Source organism: Sphingobium sp. JAI105 (assembly GCF_015752145.1).
GTDB lineage: Bacteria > Pseudomonadota > Alphaproteobacteria > Sphingomonadales > Sphingomonadaceae > Sphingobium > Sphingobium xenophagum.
Genome location: NZ_JADOUC010000001.1, coordinates 189,535 through 210,092 on the forward strand (window position 1 = coordinate 189,535; position 20,558 = coordinate 210,092).

10 protein-coding genes and 4 pseudogenes are annotated in these 20,558 nt (G+C 57.9%); 10 read left to right on the forward strand and 4 right to left on the reverse strand.

The features are described from left to right. The first annotated feature begins 28 nt into the window (after positions 1–28). The 10 genes and pseudogenes from IWY39_RS00785 to IWY39_RS00830 all read left to right on the forward strand — a co-directional run bounded on the left by IWY39_RS00785 (position 29) and on the right by IWY39_RS00830 (position 16,310). Positions 29–1,948 carry a M61 family metallopeptidase gene (locus IWY39_RS00785; protein ID WP_107126486.1) on the forward strand — a complete coding sequence of 640 codons (1,920 nt, stop codon included), beginning with the start codon at positions 29–31 and terminating at the stop codon, positions 1,946–1,948. Between the two features lie 225 nt (positions 1,949–2,173). Continuing rightward, positions 2,174–3,316: pseudogene (locus IWY39_RS00790) on the forward strand (IS1380 family transposase); the annotation flags it as partial. Positions 3,317–3,466: 150 nt separating this feature from the next. Next, entirely contained in the window at positions 3,467–4,729 is a 1,263-nt protein-coding gene (gene istA, locus IWY39_RS00795; protein ID WP_145169980.1) for an IS21 family transposase, read from the forward strand. Beyond that, complete coding sequence (istB, locus tag IWY39_RS00800; protein ID WP_145169982.1) at positions 4,726–5,586, forward strand: IS21-like element helper ATPase IstB; 861 nt, start codon at positions 4,726–4,728, stop codon at positions 5,584–5,586. The genes istA (IWY39_RS00795) and istB (IWY39_RS00800) overlap by 4 nt, the downstream gene beginning before the upstream one ends. 76 nt (positions 5,587–5,662) lie before the next feature. Further along, positions 5,663–5,908 (forward strand): annotated as a pseudogene (locus IWY39_RS00805) (transposase); the annotation flags it as partial. 640 nt (positions 5,909–6,548) lie between these two features. After that, a complete protein-coding gene (locus tag IWY39_RS00810) occupies positions 6,549–9,473 on the forward strand; it encodes a TonB-dependent receptor domain-containing protein (protein WP_181316870.1) in 2,925 nt (974 codons plus the stop codon). Positions 9,474–9,550: 77 nt separating this feature from the next. Then, the gene (locus IWY39_RS24415; protein ID WP_196871301.1) at positions 9,551–11,350 is read left to right on the forward strand and encodes a M61 family metallopeptidase; all 1,800 of its coding nucleotides are present in this window, start codon (positions 9,551–9,553) and stop codon (positions 11,348–11,350) included. A 179-nt stretch (positions 11,351–11,529) separates the two neighbouring features. Beyond that, on the forward strand, positions 11,530–12,681 hold the full coding sequence (locus tag IWY39_RS00820; RefSeq protein ID WP_107126362.1) for an aminotransferase class I/II-fold pyridoxal phosphate-dependent enzyme: 1,152 nt from the start codon (positions 11,530–11,532) through the stop codon (positions 12,679–12,681). A gap of 87 nt (positions 12,682–12,768) precedes the next feature. Then, on the forward strand, positions 12,769–14,289 hold the full coding sequence (locus tag IWY39_RS00825) for an amidase (RefSeq protein WP_107126363.1): 1,521 nt from the start codon (positions 12,769–12,771) through the stop codon (positions 14,287–14,289). Positions 14,290–14,402: 113 nt separating this feature from the next. Further along, positions 14,403–16,310 carry a CocE/NonD family hydrolase gene (locus IWY39_RS00830; RefSeq protein ID WP_409994388.1) on the forward strand — a complete coding sequence of 636 codons (1,908 nt, stop codon included), beginning with the start codon at positions 14,403–14,405 and terminating at the stop codon, positions 16,308–16,310. 244 nt (positions 16,311–16,554) lie between these two features. On the opposite strand, the pseudogene IWY39_RS00835 reads toward IWY39_RS00830, so the two are convergent. The 4 genes and pseudogenes from IWY39_RS00835 to istA (IWY39_RS00850) form a co-directional block, all read right to left on the reverse strand. Further along, positions 16,555–17,694: pseudogene (locus IWY39_RS00835) on the reverse strand (IS3 family transposase). Positions 17,695–17,798: 104 nt separating this feature from the next. Further along, positions 17,799–18,293 (reverse strand): annotated as a pseudogene (locus IWY39_RS00840) (ATP-binding protein); the annotation flags it as partial. A gap of 76 nt (positions 18,294–18,369) precedes the next feature. Further along, on the reverse strand, positions 18,370–19,230 hold the full coding sequence (istB, locus tag IWY39_RS00845; protein WP_145169982.1) for an IS21-like element helper ATPase IstB: 861 nt from the start codon (positions 19,228–19,230) through the stop codon (positions 18,370–18,372). After that, complete coding sequence (gene istA, locus IWY39_RS00850) at positions 19,227–20,489, reverse strand: IS21 family transposase (RefSeq protein WP_145169980.1); 1,263 nt, start codon at positions 20,487–20,489, stop codon at positions 19,227–19,229. Before istA (IWY39_RS00850) ends, istB (IWY39_RS00845) begins: the two co-directional genes overlap by 4 nt. Between the last annotated feature and the right edge of the window lie 69 nt (positions 20,490–20,558).

Here is a 20,558-nt window from a genome sequence, read left to right on the forward strand (position 1 = left end):
GGCAGGGCAGCATCGCAATGGCGCTGCGGTGGCGAGCGAGCAGAAGACGGGGACGAAAATGATGCGCTCTGGTACTGGATTGTTTATTGGTGCCGTCTGTTTGCTGTCAGCAGCGCAGGCGAATGCACAACCTGCAATCGTCGATGTCGATTTGCGAGACGCCAGGCGCGGTATTATGCATTCGGATCTAAAAATTCCTGCAAAACCGGGGCCGATGACTCTCGTCTATCCTCGTTGGATACCGGGGGACCATCTTCCGGCGGGGCCGATCGGAAACTTGACAGGTCTTACTGTCAAGTTTGACGGCAAACCAATAGCATGGCGTCGCGATCGTTATGACATGGATGCCTTCCACATTGTGGTCCCGGACGGCGCGGATCATGTGCAAGTGCATTTCGATTTCCTTGCATCTCCCACGCTGGATGTGGCGATCAATCCGGCAAGCAGTGCCACTACAGACAATCTGCTGATATTGAGATGGCACGTGGTCACGCTCTATCCGCAGGATGCCGATCCCAAGACTTATATGGTCAAACCAACCATTCGTTTGCCCGATGATTGGCGTCCCCGAACGGCGATGACGGGCGTATCGGGAGCGGATGGTGCGTTCATGTTCGAAGACACCACGCTTGAGCGGCTAATCGATTCACCGCTTGCAGCGGGGACGCATCAAAAAACGATTGCGCTTTCGCCAAATACAACCAAAGTCCCTCACCGGATCACGATCACGGTCGACGATCCGAATGATCTCGCCATGACAGCGGGTCAAATCGATCATCTAACAGCGATGCTTGATCAGGCCCGGGCAATGTTGGGCCCCGAGCCATTTCCACATTATGATTTTCTTGTCACGATCTCCAGCAAGTTGAGAGCCAGTGTGGGGATCGGCGGTCAAGAGCACCACGAATCAAGTGATAATGTCGGCCGACCGGGGCTGTTTGCGGTACCCGAGGCGAAATCGAGGCTCGGCGAACTTCTTTCTCATGAATATGCCCATAGCTGGAGTGGAAAGTTCAGGCGCCCGATTGGAGAAGTGAGGCTCAATTATCAGCAGCCAGTCGATAACAGCCTGTTATGGGTTTATGAGGGTCTTACCGCCTACATCGATAAGTTGTTGGCTGTCAGAAGCGGGTTTTCGACCGAGCCGCAGTTTCGCGATCAGCTTGCCGACGCCATCGGTAGGATGGCCAACCGCCAGGGCCGCGAATGGCGATCACTGTCCGACACAGGTGTCGGATTGGGATCAATGATGCATGCAACACTTGCAAATTGGAATAATTGGCGACGCGGCACCGATTATTATCTTGAGGGCTCCCTGCTTTGGATGGACGTCGACGCGGAGATCCGTTCCCTCAGCAAAGGCAAGCGCTCGCTGGACGACTTCTGTCGATTGTTCTTCGTCAAGGCGCCCGGCGACCCTCTCGTGAAACCCTATGACTTGGACGAAGTTGTCCAGGCCTTGAACAGCGTCGTGCCGGCGGATTGGCGCGCGTTTCTCGATCGAAGGCTCTTTTCGCTAAATAGCATGATGCCTGAACAACTTCCCTCGCGCTTGGGTTATAAACTCGTGTACACTGGGTATCCGAGCGACTTTTCTGCGATCAGCGAAGAGGATGGTTCAGTTGATGCGACCTATTCGATTGGTGTTCTCGTTTCCCCCGATGGAACTATTCGAGACCTGCGTTTCAATACACCAGCGGATATGGCCGGTCTAGCTCCGGGTATGAAGATCATTTCAGTGGGCGGGTTGCAATTTAGAGGGGATTCCCTGCGCAGCGCAATTGATAAAGGTGGAACATTGGCATTGATCGTGGCCAATGACGGTAACCTTCGTCCTATCCAGATCCTGTATTCGGGGGGGCAAAGATATCCGACACTCGAACGAGGCAGCGGTCCTGATCTGATCAAGGAGATGATCAGGCCAATCGCTCCGGCAGGTAAGAAATGATGAAAATCTTGCGAGCCTTCCGCCTGCGCTCGCTGCTATTCGCAGTTGCCTCCCCACAAACGTAAAAGCCTTGTGACGGCTTGGCGGAGTTCTGGGAAAACCCCAACGACGCCAGTCGGGGTTGCGGCTAGCCCGGAAATCTCACGGGATTAGGTGCATCGGGGCTCTGAATCGGATAAATTTCTTCTGCAACAAAGTCTTACCGGACAGCAGAGGAGTTCCCCGATGCCGACAGAGTGTAGCGCAAAGTCATTTGAGTTTGCACGGGTAGAATCGCGGTCGGTGGTGGCGGCATTCGATGGCGGGTCGGTGACGAGCGACGCCGGGAGCCTGCTGCTGGGGGCAACCGATCGGGCGATCAGGCTGGTGGATCGGTTTGCCGGCTGCTTTGCGGATCATCGCCGGTCGGAATTGATCGAGCATGAAGTCCGAACCTTGGTGAGCCAGCGGATATTCGGGATTGCGCTGGGCTACGAGGATCTGAACGATCATGACGAGTTGCGCCATGATCCGGTGATGGCGACGTTGGTCGGCAAGCTCGAGGCGGGACACGCGGCCTGCGCGCCGCTGGCGGGCAAGAGCACGCTCAACCGGCTGGAGCTGTCGCGGCCGGAACCGACGCGGTACCACAAGATCAGCCATGATCCGGAGGCGATCGAGGATCTGTTCGTGACGCTGTTTCTGGAAGCGCACAAGAAGGCGCCAAAGCAGATCATCCTCGACCTGGACGCCACGGATGATCCGATCCACGGCCATCAGGAAGGCCGGTTCTTCCACGGCTATTATGACGGCTATTGCTACCTGCCGCTCTACATCTTCTGCGGCCGGCACCTGCTGGCGGCCAAGTTGCGCCGTTCGAACATCGACGGGGCGGCGGGCGCCTGCGAGGAGGTCGAGCGCATCATCGCGCAAATCCGTCGCTCCTGGCCGCGGACCCGCATCCTGCTGCGCGCCGACAGCGGCTTTTGCCGCGAGAAACTGATGGCGTGGTGCGAGGCGAACAAGGTCGATTATCTGTTCGGCCTCGCCAAAAACAAGCGGCTGACAGCCGAGATCGAGCCCGAACTCGCCAAAGCCACCGACGAGAGCTGCCAGACCGGCAAGCCGGCGCGGCGCTTCAAGGACTTCATGTGGAGCACGCTCGATAGCTGGAGCCGCAGGCGGCGCGTCGTCGGCAAGGCCGAAGTGACGCAGGGCGACACCAACCCGCGCTTCGTGGTCACCTCGCTCAAGGCCGGCGAGGCCAAAGCGCGCGATCTCTACGAGAAAATTTACTGCGCGCGCGGCGAGATGGAAAACCGCATCAAGGAATGCCAGGCCGATCTGTTCGCCGACCGCACCTCAACCGCCACTATGCGCGCCAACCAGTGTCATCGGTCGTGCAATTCTCCGCAAAAGTGGGCTTTGAAAATTCCCTAGTTGGTGGCCCCTTCATCTCATTCTGCCGGGGCTAGCCCCGGCAGAATGAGATGAGCCGACATTGTCCTCATCTCCTTTGCAGACGCGGAGACGGGGCCGATGATCCGACTTGGAGAATTGATGATGATCCTCGAACTACATCGGCAGGGCGTATCGATATCCGCCATTGCCCGACGCACTGGTCGCGACCCCAAGACCATCCGAAAATATATCGAACGGGGCATCGAGGCCCCGGTTTACGGCCCGCGCATGCTTGGCCGACCGAACAAACTGGCACCCTATCTAGAATTTTTGCGCGAACGAGTGGCGGCCTTTCCCGATCTGACGGCGGCGCGTCTGACGCGGGAAATCCGTGAGCTGGGGTATATGGGCGCCTATACCGCAGTAAAGCGGTTCCTGGCAGCGATCCGACCGGAAAACGGCCCCAAGCCCTTCGAGGTTCGCTTCGAGACGCCGCCTGGCGTGCAGGCACAGGTCGACTTTGCCCGGTTCGTCGTCGAATTTACCGATGAGCCCGGCGTCAGCCGGATCGTCTGGCTATTCAGCCTGGTGCTGGGACATTCGCGCTTCCTGTTTGCGCGCTATGTCATGCACCAGGATCTCCAAACTCTGTTGCGCTGTCATATGCAGGCCTTTGAAGCGCTCGGCGGCGTCCCGATCGAGATTCTCTACGATCGCATGAAAACCGCCGTAACCGGGGAAGATGATCAGGGTCACATCATCTACAATCGATCATTGCTGACCCTGGCGGGGCATTATCGCTTCGTGCCACGCGCCTGTCGCCCCTATCGGGCCAAGACCAAGGGAAAGGTCGAGCGGCCGTTCAGCTACATCCGCAAGGACTTCTTCCTGGGGCGGAGCTTCCGCAATCTGGAAGATCTCAATGTCCAGCTGATCGACTGGCTCGATACCGTCGCCAACGTCCGTGTCCACGGCACGACGCAGCGGATCATCGCCGATGCCTTTGCCGCCGAGCAGCCTGAGTTGCAGTTGCTCCCGGCGGGGCGCTTCGACGCGGTTCTGAAGCTGGAGCGCCGGGTCAGCCACGATGGAATGGTCTCTGTCGGCGGCAACTATTACAGCGTCCCCGACCGCTCCCGGCGCGTCGTCGAAATCCAGCAGTTGCCTGACAAGATCCGGATCATCGACCTGGGCAATGTCATTGCCGAGCATCCTGTCCTGGAGGGGCGCCGGCAGTACAGGATCGATCCTGCGCATCGGACAGGTGGCAGCGGCGCTAAGCGTCGTCACCACGCAAAGGATGCAATCACCATTGGCCGTATCGGCGAGCATGTCGCTGTGCGCTCCCTGGCGATCTATCAGGCGATCGGCAGCCAACTGGCCCGAGGAGAACGGCCATGAGCCATGGGGGTGCTGCGTCTCGCGTTGATAATATCCGCCGCAGTCTGGTCCATCTCAAAATGCCGCGCGCCCTGGAAATGCTCGACGCCACCCTGCGCGGGATCGAGCAGGGCAAGATCGATGGCGTTGAGGCGATCGACATATTGCTGAACGAAGAACTGTCGCTGCGGGAGAACCGCAGGATCAAGGCGGCCCTGCGCATGGCCAGGCTGCCGATCATCAAGACGCTGGACGGATATGACTTCTCCTTCCAGCCATCGCTCGACCGCAACCGCATCCTGGCGCTCGCTGGCCTGGACTTCATCAACCGGGCCGAGGTGGTGCATCTGCTGGGGCCACCCGGCACCGGGAAAAGCCATATCGCCACGGCCCTTGCCGTCGAGGCCGTGAAGGCGGGCAAGAGCGTCTACTTCATTCCGCTCGCCGATCTGATCGCTTCACTGACCAAGGCTGAACGCGAGGGCACGTTGCGCGAGAAGATCCGCTTCCTATGCCGATCCTCCCTGCTCGTCGTCGACGAGATCGGGTATCTTCCCGTCACGCCCGGCGGCGGCAACCTGTTCTTCCAGCTCGTCAACGCCCGATACGAAAAGGGTGCCATGATCCTGACATCCAACCGCGGCTTTGCCGAATGGGGTGATGTCTTTGGCGATCCGGTGGTGGCCACCGCGCTGCTCGACCGCCTTCTTCACCACGCTGTGGTCGTCCAGATCGAGGGCTCCAGCTATCGCATGCGACAGCACGCCGATCTGCTGCCCGAGCATGCGCGCATGGCATCGTCCATCAACCCACCGCCCTTGCCGAAACGGCGCGGCCGCCCGCCAGCAAAGGAAAAGCCCGATCTCCATCACGGCTGATCACCGACACAAACCCTCCCGCCAAACTAGGGAATTTTAGATGCCCACTTTTGCGGAATCTTCGGTGCCCGTTGACAACCAGTTGCGTCTGTGGTTCGCGTCAATGGCCTATGTGTTGCTGTGCGCGCTGCGCCGCGTCGGCTTGCGCTTTACCCAGTTCGCGCGGGCCAGTTGCGGGACCATCCGTCTCAAGCTGCTCAAGATCGGCGCGCGCGTCACTGTCAGCGTCCGGCGCGTCAAGATCGCCATGGCCTCTGCCTACCCGTGGCGCGACGAATGGGAACTCGCTCACCTGGCCTTGCGAACCGCCGCGACGCGCTGACGAACCAGACAGCGCACAGTCCGAAATCCGCCATCTCGCTTAACCCGCCATCGGGAATGGCCCCGCTCGCCCCGCAACCGCCGAAAATGCTCCTTCGAGCTGCCATCTCGCATCTCGGTCGCCTTCATCGCCGCCGAAAGGCCACAAAAGCGCACCGCCAGGTCAGATCAAACGGCGGTGTGAGATTTCCGGGCTAGCGCTGCTGGCTCTAATTCAGGCCAATGCCGTGACAGGTGGATTGATGCCTCGCAGGCCGTGATCTTCGTCACGATGAGCGGAAATTTTTCAAACCTGGACGTCCAGCCCAGGCCATTCGCCCGCCTGAAAACCATTAATATGGCTATTTATAGATAGTTTGGCATAAAATAAGAATAATATGTAGATTTTATGGCATATTGCTGCTTAGCATATCGCCTAACCGAACAGTGATTCGGAAAGAAAGTCTTTGCCCTCGACGTCTACCTTAGTGTTGGCGAATTTAGAAAATAATCGGCTAAGATTGCCCGTGGGAATAATGACATAAGGTCGATCCCAACAAATAAAAATCGATTGAATATAAATGCACATAGCATATCAATCGAATTCTAACATTGCAGCAGGAGTGAACAAAGGATTAATATTATTTGGGGGACGTGAATTTATGAAACTTCACTTTCAGTATGCTTCTGCAATAATTGCTCTAGCTGTTTCAATGCAATGTGGAATTGCCAGAGCTCAGGAGATCACTTCAACTACTGAGGCCGGTTCGCCCGCGCAGCCCAATGAGATCGTCGTCACTGGATCGCGCATTTCGGGTAATATGAACTCAAAAAGCCCAATGGTTTCGATCGACGGCGCGCAGTTGCAGCAAACGGGTTCCGTTACCCTCGACGATGTGCTCAACAGGCTGCCGCAAATCGTGCCATCACGAGGAGCGACAAGCAATGGCGCGCTCCTCGGCGGTATCACCACTCTTGATCTGCGCGGGCTTGGATCAAACCGTACGTTGGTCCTTCAGGACTTCCATCGCCTGCCAGCCGCAATTTCGTTGGGTGCGGTCGATATCAACATGATCCCCTCCGCGCTGATCGAAAGCGTTGAGGTTTTGACCGGAGGTGCATCGGCAGCATATGGTTCTGACGCTGTTGCCGGCGTGGTCAACTTCAAACTCAATCACAAATTTACTGGCCTTAAGTTGGACGCGCAGACTGGCATCACAGGGCGCGGCGACGGTTTTACAGCCAAACTGTCTGCGACAGGCGGGGTGGAATTCGCTGATGGGCGCGGCCATGCCATCCTTGCCGCAAGCTATGATTACCGCCGCGGCATCTCGAATCTATCACGTGAATTTTCGCGTATTTCGCGCCCCTCGTCAGCCCTGACGACCGGGACCTACGTCGCAAACGGAGCGAATTTACCGTCGCAGAATGCGGTGAACTCGGTGTTCTCGGGTTATGGCGCAGCTCCGGGTTCAGTCGGCGCTTCGCGCAATCTGGGCTTCAATGCTGACGGTTCACTTTTTAGCTTTCAAACAGACAGCTTCAATTTCCGTGACAGCGGATTCGGCCTGATCACGTCCGGTTCGGGCGTTCGTTACAACTCGGCTGGCGTCACTGGTCTCACCATCCCTCTGAAGCGCTACGGCCTTTATGGTTATACCGATTTTGAGATCTCTGACGCAGCAACGATTTATGCAGAAGGCAACTACCAGCATTATTCATCCACGGCGGACTACGCGCCGCTATCCACTACCCTGTTTGTGCCACTCTCAAATCCGTTCGTTCCCGAGGCACTGAAGACCATCCTGGCATCGCGACCAAACCCCGCTGCAAATTTTTCGGTCACGCGCCGGTTCGCGGAAATTGGTCCCCGCCTTCAGAACAGTGAGACTGATGTCTACCAGGTCCGGCTGGGTGCCAAGGGCAATGTCGGAATTGGCGACTGGACCTGGGAAATCAGCGGGCAATATGCCCGGAATGAGACCGACCGGTCGAACCTTAATGGGATCAGTGCGTCCGCCTTGGCAACATTGGTAAGTGCGGCTGACGGTGGCCGGGCCTTGTGTGCGGGCGGGCTTAACTTGTTTGGCTTGCAAGCCAATTCCGCCTGCGCTGACTATATCCGCCGCTCTACGCGTGAGAGCTCGGTGTCGAAACAGGGGATGGTCGAGGCAAATCTGCAGGGTTCGCTGCTCACGCTTCCAGCCGGACCCTTGAAATTCGCACTGGGCGCAGATTATCGGTCCGACACCTTTGGTTACGAACCTGACAACGCACTAAAGTCTGGTGACATTATTTCGTTCCAAAGTAGCGCGCTGGTGCCTGTCAATGGCAACATCAAGGCCAAAGAGGTTTATGCAGAGCTGAGCCTTCCGATCCTCCACGATCTCCCCTTGATAAGGGCGCTGGATATCAACCTTGGCTATCGCTATTCCGATTACCAGCGTCTGGGCGGCGTGTCCTCCTACCGGGCCGAAGCGAGCTGGGAATTGGTCCGAGGATTGCGTGCACGTGGCGGTTACGCCCGCGCGGTGCGCGTTCCCAGCATTCAGGAAGCCTATGCGCCGACCAGCCGGTCCTCGCCGACGATCGGCTTTGCCGGCACGGGAGGTCAAGGCGATCCGTGCGACGTGGGCGGAGCCTACCGCAAAGGTAGTTCCGCTGCTTCCGTTCGGTCGCTCTGCGTGGCGCAGGGCGTGCCTGCGGCGATCGTGGACAATTATGTGTTTTCGACGTCGCAGCTTATCGAGGGCGGCACAGTCGGCGGTAATATCAATCTGGAGCCGGAGGTTGCCGATACTTTCACGATCGGCGCGACATTCGATCCGCACATCGCCTCGCCGTGGTTCTCCCGTCTGACCCTGTCGGCGGATTATTATAACATTGCGATCAAGGGCGCGGTCGGAACCCTGAGCGCCACGTCTATCATTCAAAAATGTTATAATTTCGATGGCAGCAATGCGTCCTACTCGCCAAGCAACTATTACTGCCAGCTTTTCGATCGTAACCGGTCGACCGGCGAAATTGGCGGATTGCAGCTCAACAATCTCAATCTCGGCAATATCAAGACGTCGGGTATCGATATTGCGCTTGACTGGCTGGTCGATCTTGACGGGGCGAATTTTCCGGGTGGCGGCAAATTGCAGATCAATGGATCCGTGACCCGGTTAGAGAGCTTCAAGGTTCAGTCCCTGCCTGGTGACGCCGCCATCGAATATGGCGGTTCCATCGGATATGCCGATGCGACGTCGGTAAAAGCTCTACCGCGCTGGAAGGGACTTGTCAGCGTCAGCTATTCAAACGGCCCGGCGACTATCGGTGCGCAATATCGATATGTCGATCGTATGCTTGACGCTTCTTACGTCGGTGGAACAAGCGGCACGGGCGAATATACATCTGCAAAAAGCTACGTTGATCTCAGCCTATCAATGGAAGTTGCAAAGTCGTTCGAGTATCGGATGGGCGTGACGAACCTGACTGACACCAAACCGGCTACCTTCTCGTCATTCGATCAATCGAACACGCTTCCGGGCGTCTATGACGTCTTTGGCACGAGCTTCTACGCTGGCGTCTCCATCAAATGGTAATAGGCAAGAGCGGTCTCCGGACCGCTCTTACTCGCACAGATGGGGGGCAAGAGTTGCTCTTCCGATCTCGCATTTCGGTGTTTGAAATCGCTTTTCCGGCAAAGGTCGCCAGAATGATGAATCCAGAAGCAGGAAAATATTTGAGCCGGAGCCTGCGGGCGTTTCCGGCGTCCGGTGCAGTATTATCTGCACTTTGCGTAGCTGCACCGTCCGTAGGCGCAGAGAATGTTGCGCCGTCCAGAGTGATCGAAATCTTGATGGCTCCCGATCCCGTGGACGCGCACGGAGACGTTGCCGGGGTTGATATCGAGCTGCGGATCGGTGGTCTTTCCGGCGTCCCACGCGAGCGGTTGCTTAAGATGGCCCTTCAATCCGGAACCGATCCGATGAATGGCGACAAGATCACCGATCTTGTCATCGCTGATGCAAAGGGAGCGCTCAACGTCTCCACTCAGGACGTTACCGAAGTGGCGAGCCAGGACCGATACTGGATCCCCGATCGTGCGACGTCGGGGCAAATAACCGTCAAATATCGCGTGCCATTTACGACGGGCAAAGAACAGGCACTCAGCCCGCAGTATAAAACATATAGCGGTGACGGAGGCTTTTCCGGGGCCGGTGAGGCACTCTTGATGGTGCCGGCGGATAGCGAAAGAAGCAAAGTCAGGGTCCGGTGGCGCTTGCCGTCGGGCTCAACCGGCCTGTCGAGTTTTGGCGCCGGTGACAGTGAATCGAAATTGTCATTGAGCCCTGCAGAAATCGACCGTGTTTATTTTATGGCCGGTCGAATTGGAACATATGTTCAGAAATCCACTGGGTTCGTGTCGGGATGGCAGGGCAAGCCAGGCTTCGACCCCTTACTCATCATGACCTGGACTGAACGGCTGAGCCGAGAGTACGGAAAGTTCTTTGGTTATGTGCCAGATAACTTCAGCGCCTTCGCACGCAAGCTTACCGCCAATCCCAATTCCGGAAACGGTCTCTACTATGGGTTTGTATTCACCTACTCACCCGAAAATTCCGGCGATCCATTCAAAATAAAGACGCTGCTTGCTCATGAAATGGTGCACAGCTGGGTGGATTCGTTGGATGAAATACCTGGCGTTGATGAACTGACGAGTAGTTGGTTCGGTGAAGGTCTGGCGAGCTATTATGAGATGGTGCTGCCCTATCAAGCGGGTTTGTTCTCATCTGATGATTTCCTTAAAATCCTCAACTCGACAGCTGGTCGTTACTATTCAAATATCAAGATAAACATCCCGAACGATCAAATTGCACCCGGTTTCTGGCGGGACACTCTTATTCGAGTGCTGCCTTATGACCGAGGGGCTTTGTACTTTGCCACAGTCGATGATGAAATCCGCAAGGCTTCCAATGGCAAAAGGTCCCTTGCCTCCATTGTCCGACCAATGCTCGCCCAGCGACGCGCGGGTGGCAAGGTCGACATGGCACTGTGGCTGCGGCTTCTTCATGAGCAACTTGGAGAGCGGGGCGTCAATGCCTTTCACGCGATGTTGGCTGGACAGACGATCTTGCCAGCATCGGACGCCTTCGGACCTTGCTTCCGGAGAGGCAATACGAGTTTGCGCAGATTTGACCTTGGCTTTGATACGGTGAGCCTCAGCAGATCACCAATGGTGATAGACGGCTTGAAACCCGGATCAGAAGCCGAGCGCGCGGGCTTGAAAGATGGTGACATCATTCTGGAAAAATTCCCACAGGATAGCCTTCAGAGCGATCAGAATAGGCAACTCACACTCTCAATCCAAAGAAACGGTGCGGAAATGCTCGTTCGCTACCTGCCGCGTGGCGAGCGCGTCTCTACCTACTTGTGGGAAAAGGTGGCGACATGTCCATCGGGCAAGCTGAATGATTAAGGCAAGCCACGCTTGCGCACTGCGCCAGACCCTCCATCCAGAGCGTCTATTGGGGGAGATGTCCCGCATCTGGAACGCGACCGGCATGGCAACGACCTCATCCCTGTAGCCCGGCGTCGCCCGCGATGAGGCCTGCCCACCGAATGGTTCAAACACACACAGGCCAAGGACAATAGCTAATGAGGAATGATATGCCGTCCGGCGACACTACTTCTTTGGAAGAAAGGCTGTCTCTGGCACACTCCAGACGCACCTTCTCGAAGATCATTGCCGGTGGCATCACCGGCGCCATCATTGCCAGCCAAGCAGGCGCAAAGGCGTTCTCACCGCCAACGGGGATGGTAAGAATCGACGGGAACGAGAGTCCGACAGGGCCACTTCCAGAGGCTGTGAAGGCCGCCGCCGATATCCTTTCACGGATGAACCGCTACGAGCCAAGCAACGAGCGCAGCCTGCTGGTAGATACAATCGCGCAGACTGAGCGATTGCCCGCCGACCATGTCATCCCCTGGCCTGGCTCCAGCGATCCCCTCTATCGCATTATCATGGCTTACACGAGCCACTCGCGAAGCTTGGTGTGTGCCGATCCGGTGTTCGAGGCAGCTCCAAACCTCGCGATGACGATCAATACGAAGGTCATGAAAGTGCCGCTGACGCCGGCCTACGCCCACGACGTGAAAGCGATGTATGCGGCCGACCCCGGTGCGGGTGTTTATTATCTCTGCAACCCAAATAACCCGACAGGAACTTTGACATCGATCGCGGACATCGAATGGCTGCTCGATAAGATCCCGGCTGACTCAATCCTGCTGCTGGATGAGGCCTATATTCACTATGCTGCAGAAGCGACCGGCGTAAAATTTGTCCGCGAGGGTCGCAATCTCATCATCCTACGAACCTTTTCCAAGATATTCGGAATGGCTGGGATGCGCATGGGAATGACGTTGGGGCGCCCGGACCTTACAAAACCGATTCTGCCCTTTGGAACGTCGTCTACAAACTTTCTCCCAATGCCCGCAGTGGTTGCCGCAACCGCAAGCTTGATGCAGCCAGCTGCGATAGCAGCGCGCAGCAGGGCAAATGCCACAACCCGTCAAGACGTGTTCGCACAACTGGACCGTCGGGGCTTGAAGTACACGCCGGCCGCAGCGAACCATTTTTTGCTCGATTGGGGCCGCCCAGCGCAAGAGATGCGTGCAATGATGAAAACGCGGGGCTTCCTGATCGGTCGGTCCTGGCCCAGCCATCCTAATTGCAGTCGCGTATCGATCGGCTCGGACGAGGAAATGGAAGCCTTCATCAAGGCTATCGATGCGATGCGGTCTGCCTGACGCGCATGCATGGCAGTATAGCCTTTGACCTTATGAGCGGTTCGAAATGACCGCTTTCTTCGATGATCGCTTATATGGGGATGGTACATGATCAGTAGAAGGGAGCTGGTCGAAGGGGCGGTTGCGTCGGCTTCCTTGGCGCTCAATGGCGGCAGCGCATTCGGAACGACCTTTAAGGCCTTTCCCGTGGCTGCGCCGCCGCTGCCATCGATAACCGAGGCGGGGCAGTCGTTGCGCGGAGGCAAGGCCACGGCACGGGATCTGACCGAGCTATGCCTTGACCGGTCGTTCAAACTAAACGCCCGGTTGAACGCATTCATCACCATTGATGCCGAAGGCGCGCGGCAGGCTGCCGACAGTCTCGATGCGGAAGCGCGGCGTGGCCACTGGAGGGGGCCTCTTCATGGAATACCAATCTCACTAAAAGATAACATCGATACGGCAGGGCTGCTCACAACGGCGGGCAGTCAAATCTATGGCGACCGCCACCCCGACCGGGACGCTGAAGTCGTTCGACGTCTCAAAGTTGCTGGCGCGATCATTCTTGCAAAAGCCAATCTGCACGAATTTGCCGGAGGACCGACATCCACCGCCAGCGCCTATGGTCCGGTTCGCAACCCGTGGAATCTGGATTTTAGCGCGGGTGGTTCATCGGGCGGATCGGGGGCTTCGGTTGCGGCCCGCATGTGCTTTGCGTCGGTCGGCACCGACACGGGGGGCTCCGTTCGAAACCCGGCTTCATTTTGCGGGGTCGTCGGCATGAAGCCGAGCTACGGCCGCGTGCCAATCAGAGGCATAGTGCCAGTCATATCGTCGCAGGATTGCTGCGGCGTGATAGCGGCTTCCGTCCGCGACGCGACCATTATGCTCGACATCATGGCGGGCTATGATCCTTATGATGCGACAAGCGCACAATTTGAAACAGCTGCGATTGCGCTTGAGGATTCCGACGCGATCAAGACTTATCGAGTAGGAATAGCACCATCGCCGTATCTCGACGACGTCGATGCCAATAATCTGAAACTGTTCGAAGAAGCAGTGCGAGTAGTCAGCCGCCTTGTCAGTCATGTGGGTCCAGCAGCGTTTCCTGAACCGCAAAGCTTTTCCGACATCGATCTGAGCGCAGAGCGATATGCCACATATCATACGATGTTTTCAGACTCGCCAGAGAAGTTTACTGCCTTCAATCAAGTGAGCCTTGGGCGGCTCAAGGCGAAGTTCGAGGGCGCTAACGCAGGACAAGCAATCGCCGACTACGTCGAATCGAAAGATCGCCTGCAACTTGCACGCCGTGCAATTGCGACATGTTTCGCCAATATCGACCTCATTGTCTTACCCTCCATGCGCATAAAGCCATGGACGATCACAGAAGCGTGCCGACTTGATGCCTCTGCGGGGCCCTACGCCTCCCACGGATATTCAAACGGAGCGGTCTTTAGCCTTTACGGCCTCCCGGCGATTTCAATCCCTTGCGGCCTTGCCCCCGGCGGTTTTCCGGTAGGGCTTACCATTGCGGGACCCAGGGGCGCGGAATCTCGAGTTCTGACATTGGCCCACGCTTTTGAACAACAAACGCAGTGGGCGCGGATGATGCCCAATATCATGTGACCCGACGGGTCAGGACGGGGACATCCCAAACTGTCTCGAACGGGAAAATCCGGATGGTCACTGTACAGTGAGTGCGGCCGACGAAATAATGCAGGGAGTAAGATATGCGCGGAATGACCGGAATATTGGCATTGGCATTGCTCGCGTCCGTCGCGGGGACAGCAATGGCTCAGACGAGCCCGATGACGACGGACAAGATCGAAAAATATGACAATGTCATGCCGCAAGCGGACTTCATCCGACGCGAAGTGATGATACCGATGCGCGATCGAAAGAAGCTGTTCACAGTGGTCGTTATGCGCAAGGGCACAAAAGACGCGCCCATCCTGTTGAGCCGTACTCCCTATGATGCGAGCAGGATGACGCGGCGCAACGCGAGCCAGAAGATCGTGGAAATACTGCAGGTCATGGATGCAGAGTTCGTCAATGACAACTATGTCCGCGTTTATCAGGACGTGCGTGGGCTTGGTAAATCCGAAGGGGACTATTTGATGACGCGGCCTCTGCGCGGGCCGCTCAACACGTCGAATGTCGATCACAGCACAGATGCATATGACACGATCGATTGGTTGGTGAAGAATGTGCCGGAGTCGAACGGCAAGGTAGGGATCACTGGATCGTCCTATGTCGGCTTCACCGCACTAATGGCGCTGGTCGATCCGCATCCCGCGCTGAAAGCGGCAGTCCCGCAAAGCCCGATGGTCGATGGCTGGATTGGGGATGACTGGTTTCATAACGGCGCATTCCGCATGAACAGTCTCGACTATACCACCGGCCAGACAGTGCGGGGCGGCAGCGTAATTCCTGACGGTGTGCCAGGCGATGACTACAGCCAGTATCTCGCGGCTGGATCGGCGGGTGATTTTGCGCGGGCCTATGGTCTCGAACAGTTCCCCTTCGCGCGCAAGCTGATGGAGCATCCCGCCTACGACAACTACTGGCAGGACCAGGCGCTCGACAAGCAACTTGGGAAACGCAAGCTCACCGTGCCAACGATGCTCGTGGTCGGTCAATGGGATCAGGAAGACAGTTACGGCGCGCCAGCAGTATACAAGGCACTCGAAGGGCATGACGTGAATAACGAGATGCTCTCATTAGTGATCGGGCCGTGGCGGCACAGCGGTGTCAATTATGACGGGTCTTCGTTGGGCGCATTGAATTTTGATGGTGATACTGGCCTGCAGTTTCGCCGCGATTATATGAAGCCCTTCCTCGATCGGTATCTGAAAAACAATGCCCCGGCGATACCCACACCGGGCGCGCTGACCTATGCCACTGGCATTAATAAGTGGCAGACCAGCGCGAAGTGGCCAATGGCGCCTCAATCTACGCCCATCTATCTTCAGCCTAATGGCGCGCTGGGTTGGGTCGCTCCTGTCGCGGCGGGCCGGGACAGTTATGTGTCTGATCCAGCAAAGCCCGTGCCGTTTGCACCGCGCCCCGTTCATATGAAGGATCGAGACATGTGGACGACCTGGCTGGTGCACGATCAACGTTTCGTCGACGGGCGCCCTGATGTGCTCACTTATACCACGGCGCCGCTGGAGAAGGCAGTGCATATCGCCGGCGAGCCGATGGTAGACCTGTTCGCCGCGACGAGCGGCACTGACAGCGACTGGGTGGTCAAGCTGATCGACGTCTATCCTGACGAATTTTCAGCGCAGCCAAAGATGGCGGGCTATGAACTGCCGATTGGTGTCGAAATATTCCGCGGTCGCTACGTGCATGGAATGTCGACGCCTTCGGCACTGACGCCGGGGAAAGTCGAAAACTACAAGTTTGGCCTTCCCAATGTGAACCATGTATTCAAGCCAGGCCACAAGATCATGATTCAGGTGCAGTCTAGCCTCTTTCCGCTTTATGATCGGAACCCGCAGAGCTTTGTGCCCAACATTTTCAATGCGCAGCCCGGAGACTACAAAGCCACGCAGCAGAGCGTGGTGCATGGGCCTGGTCAGGCGAGCGCCGTGTGGTTGCCCGTGGTCGTCGCAGAGGATGAGCCTGAACAGGACGGAAGATGAGATAATTGCAATACGCAACGTTTTAGGAATCTGGCGGACACACGCTTCTAGAACAATGGACTTGTAATGGTTTTGTGCCGGTCACCTATCTCACTAAGCTACCTTAGCTTCAAAGGCGAGCGGGCTGATGCCGCCCAGATGAATGTCGGCGGCGGGTGTTGTACCGTTGATGTACTGAAAGATGGCGGCTTCTGCCTGACGCCGTGTCGGTGATCGGCCCCCACCGAGTGGTCCGGTTTGATTGTTAGTGCATTGTTGCCTCCGTTGCTATTGCCGCCTGGAGGTGGAGCGAAGCGGACCGGAGGGCGGCAATGGCGGAGAAGCCGTTTCCGGGGCCGGCGGGCGGTAGCCGAGGCTGCTGTGGGGGCGGATCGTGTTGTATGCCGCCGCCAGGCTTCGATCAGCACCTTTGCCTCTGCGAGGCTGTAGAAGATCTCGCCATTGAGCAGCTCGTCGCGAAGCGAACCGTTGAAGCTCTCGTTGTAGCCGTTCTCCCATGGCGACGCCGGGGTGATGTAGAGCGTCGTCACACCAACTTGCGCCAGCCATTTCTGGACCGCCGTCGCGATAAATTCGCTGCCATTATCGGACCTGATATTGGCCGGCGGCCCGCGCGCGATGAACAGGTCAGCCAGGGCCGCCAGCACGTCCTCGTGCTTGAGCTGCCGAGCCACGATCAAGGCGAGGCATTCGCGGCTGGCCTCATCGATAATCGTCAGGATACGGAACTTGCGGCCATCATGGGTGCGCCCCTCGACGAAGTCGTATGCCCAGACGTGCCCCGGATACTCGGGGCGCAGCCGGATGCACGAGCCATCATTCAGCCATAGCCGGCCCCGCTTGGGTTGCTTCTGCGGCACCTTAAGTCCCTCGCGCCGCCAGATGCGCTCGACCCGTTTGCGGTTCACCGTCCATCCCGCATCGCGCAGCAAAGCCGTCACCCGGCGATAGCCATAGCGACCATATTGGCGCGCCAGGGCCACAATGTCATCGGTGAGGGCTTCCTCATCATCGGCCCCGCGCGGGACCTTGCGCTGCGTCGATCGATGCTGGCCAATCACTCGGCAGACCCGTCGTTCGGACACTGCCAGCTCGGTTCGTACATGATCGATGCAGCGCCGTCGCCGCGCGGGGCTCAGAAGTTTCCCCGCGCCGCCTCCTGCAGAATCAGCTTGTCGAGCGTCAGATCAGAGATCGCCCGCCTGAGCCGCAGATTCTCCTTCTCCAGATCCTTCTTGCGCCGCGCCTGGTCGGTCTTCAGGCCGCCATATTCCTTGCGCCAGCGATAATAGGTCTGCTCGGTAACCGCGATCCGCCGACACGCATCCGCTGTCGTCCCGCCCTGCGCCAACACAATCTCGGCCTCACGCAGCTTGCCGATGATCTCTGCGTATTTCGCAAAAGTCGGACAGCTGCTTCGCTAAATCCCGGACAAGCGCTTCAGTAAATCCGGGACAGCTGGTGTAGGCAGTGGATGCCTGGTTGCTGTCAGGGTTGAGTGATTTCGATATTTGCTTCCTGGGTCAAGCCATGCGGAGCTTTTTGTCGCCGCATGCTGTCTCCTTTCAGCGTGATGCGATGGGCATTGTGGACGATGCGGTCGAGGATAGCATCGGCGATCGTGGGCTCGCCGATCATTTCGTGCCAGGCCGCCACGGGGAGCTGGGCGGTGATGAGCGTGGATCTGCGGCGATACCGTTCCTCGAAGATTTCGAGCAGATCAAGGCGTTGCTGATCGTTGAGACTATGGGTACCCCAGTCGTCCAGAATGAGCAGCTGAACGCGGGCAAGCTTGTCGACGACGCGTGGGAAGCGACCGTCGAGGCGCGCGAGTGCAAGATCCTCGAACAGGCGCGGCATGCGCAGATATAAGACGGAGTGATCCTGGCGCGCCGCCTGTCGCCCGAACGCACATCCCAGCCACGTTTTTCCCGTGCCGGTTTGGCCGGTGATAATGAGATTCTCATTTGCCTTGAGCCAGGTGTCAACGGGCACCGAAGATTCCGCAAAAGTGGGCATCTAAAATTCCCTAGTTTGGCGGGAGGGTTTGTGTCGGTGATCAGCCGTGATGGAGATCGGGCTTTTCCTTTGCTGGCGGGCGGCCGCGCCGTTTCGGCAAGGGCGGTGGGTTGATGGACGATGCCATGCGCGCATGCTCGGGCAGCAGATCGGCGTGCTGTCGCATGCGATAGCTGGAGCCCTCGATCTGGACGACCACAGCGTGGTGAAGAAGGCGGTCGAGCAGCGCGGTGGCCACCACCGGATCGCCAAAGACATCACCCCATTCGGCAAAGCCGCGGTTGGATGTCAGGATCATGGCACCCTTTTCGTATCGGGCGTTGACGAGCTGGAAGAACAGGTTGCCGCCGCCGGGCGTGACGGGAAGATACCCGATCTCGTCGACGACGAGCAGGGAGGATCGGCATAGGAAGCGGATCTTCTCGCGCAACGTGCCCTCGCGTTCAGCCTTGGTCAGTGAAGCGATCAGATCGGCGAGCGGAATGAAGTAGACGCTCTTGCCCGCCTTCACGGCCTCGACGGCAAGGGCCGTGGCGATATGGCTTTTCCCGGTGCCGGGTGGCCCCAGCAGATGCACCACCTCGGCCCGGTTGATGAAGTCCAGGCCAGCGAGCGCCAGGATGCGGTTGCGGTCGAGCGATGGCTGGAAGGAGAAGTCATATCCGTCCAGCGTCTTGATGATCGGCAGCCTGGCCATGCGCAGGGCCGCCTTGATCCTGCGGTTCTCCCGCAGCGACAGTTCTTCGTTCAGCAATATGTCGATCGCCTCAACGCCATCGATCTTGCCCTGCTCGATCCCGCGCAGGGTGGCGTCGAGCATTTCCAGGGCGCGCGGCATTTTGAGATGGACCAGACTGCGGCGGATATTATCAACGCGAGACGCAGCACCCCCATGGCTCATGGCCGTTCTCCTCGGGCCAGTTGGCTGCCGATCGCCTGATAGATCGCCAGGGAGCGCACAGCGACATGCTCGCCGATACGGCCAATGGTGATTGCATCCTTTGCGTGGTGACGACGCTTAGCGCCGCTGCCACCTGTCCGATGCGCAGGATCGATCCTGTACTGCCGGCGCCCCTCCAGGACAGGATGCTCGGCAATGACATTGCCCAGGTCGATGATCCGGATCTTGTCAGGCAACTGCTGGATTTCGACGACGCGCCGGGAGCGGTCGGGGACGCTGTAATAGTTGCCGCCGACAGAGACCATTCCATCGTGGCTGACCCGGCGCTCCAGCTTCAGAACCGCGTCGAAGCGCCCCGCCGGGAGCAACTGCAACTCAGGCTGCTCGGCGGCAAAGGCATCGGCGATGATCCGCTGCGTCGTGCCGTGGACACGGACGTTGGCGACGGTATCGAGCCAGTCGATCAGCTGGACATTGAGATCTTCCAGATTGCGGAAGCTCCGCCCCAGGAAGAAGTCCTTGCGGATGTAGCTGAACGGCCGCTCGACCTTTCCCTTGGTCTTGGCCCGATAGGGGCGACAGGCGCGTGGCACGAAGCGATAATGCCCCGCCAGGGTCAGCAATGATCGATTGTAGATGATGTGACCCTGATCATCTTCCCCGGTTACGGCGGTTTTCATGCGATCGTAGAGAATCTCGATCGGGACGCCGCCGAGCGCTTCAAAGGCCTGCATATGACAGCGCAACAGAGTTTGGAGATCCTGGTGCATGACATAGCGCGCAAACAGGAAGCGCGAATGTCCCAGCACCAGGCTGAATAGCCAGACGATCCGGCTGACGCCGGGCTCATCGGTAAATTCGACGACGAACCGGGCAAAGTCGACCTGTGCCTGCACGCCAGGCGGCGTCTCGAAGCGAACCTCGAAGGGCTTGGGGCCGTTTTCCGGTCGGATCGCTGCCAGGAACCGCTTTACTGCGGTATAGGCGCCCATATACCCCAGCTCACGGATTTCCCGCGTCAGACGCGCCGCCGTCAGATCGGGAAAGGCCGCCACTCGTTCGCGCAAAAATTCTAGATAGGGTGCCAGTTTGTTCGGTCGGCCAAGCATGCGCGGGCCGTAAACCGGGGCCTCGATGCCCCGTTCGATATATTTTCGGATGGTCTTGGGGTCGCGACCAGTGCGTCGGGCAATGGCGGATATCGATACGCCCTGCCGATGTAGTTCGAGGATCATCATCAATTCTCCAAGTCGGATCATCGGCCCCGTCTCCGCGTCTGCAAAGGAGATGAGGACAATGTCGGCTCATCTCATTCTGCCGGGGCTAGC

Excerpts from the sequence above, each read along its gene's own strand:
- IWY39_RS00830 (WP_409994388.1), top strand. The coding sequence starts at position 14,403 with ATGACCGGAATATTGGCATTGGCATTGCTCGCGTCCGTCGCGGGGACA.
- istB (WP_145169982.1), bottom strand. The coding sequence starts at position 19,230 with ATGAGCCATGGGGGTGCTGCGTCTCGCGTTGATAATATCCGCCGCAGT.
- IWY39_RS00825 (WP_107126363.1), top strand. The coding sequence starts at position 12,769 with ATGATCAGTAGAAGGGAGCTGGTCGAAGGGGCGGTTGCGTCGGCTTCC.
- IWY39_RS00810 (WP_181316870.1), top strand. The coding sequence starts at position 6,549 with ATGAAACTTCACTTTCAGTATGCTTCTGCAATAATTGCTCTAGCTGTT.
- IWY39_RS00820 (WP_107126362.1), top strand. The coding sequence starts at position 11,530 with ATGAGGAATGATATGCCGTCCGGCGACACTACTTCTTTGGAAGAAAGG.
- istA (WP_145169980.1), top strand. The coding sequence starts at position 3,467 with ATGATCCGACTTGGAGAATTGATGATGATCCTCGAACTACATCGGCAG.
- istA (WP_145169980.1), bottom strand. The coding sequence starts at position 20,489 with ATGATCCGACTTGGAGAATTGATGATGATCCTCGAACTACATCGGCAG.
- istB (WP_145169982.1), top strand. The coding sequence starts at position 4,726 with ATGAGCCATGGGGGTGCTGCGTCTCGCGTTGATAATATCCGCCGCAGT.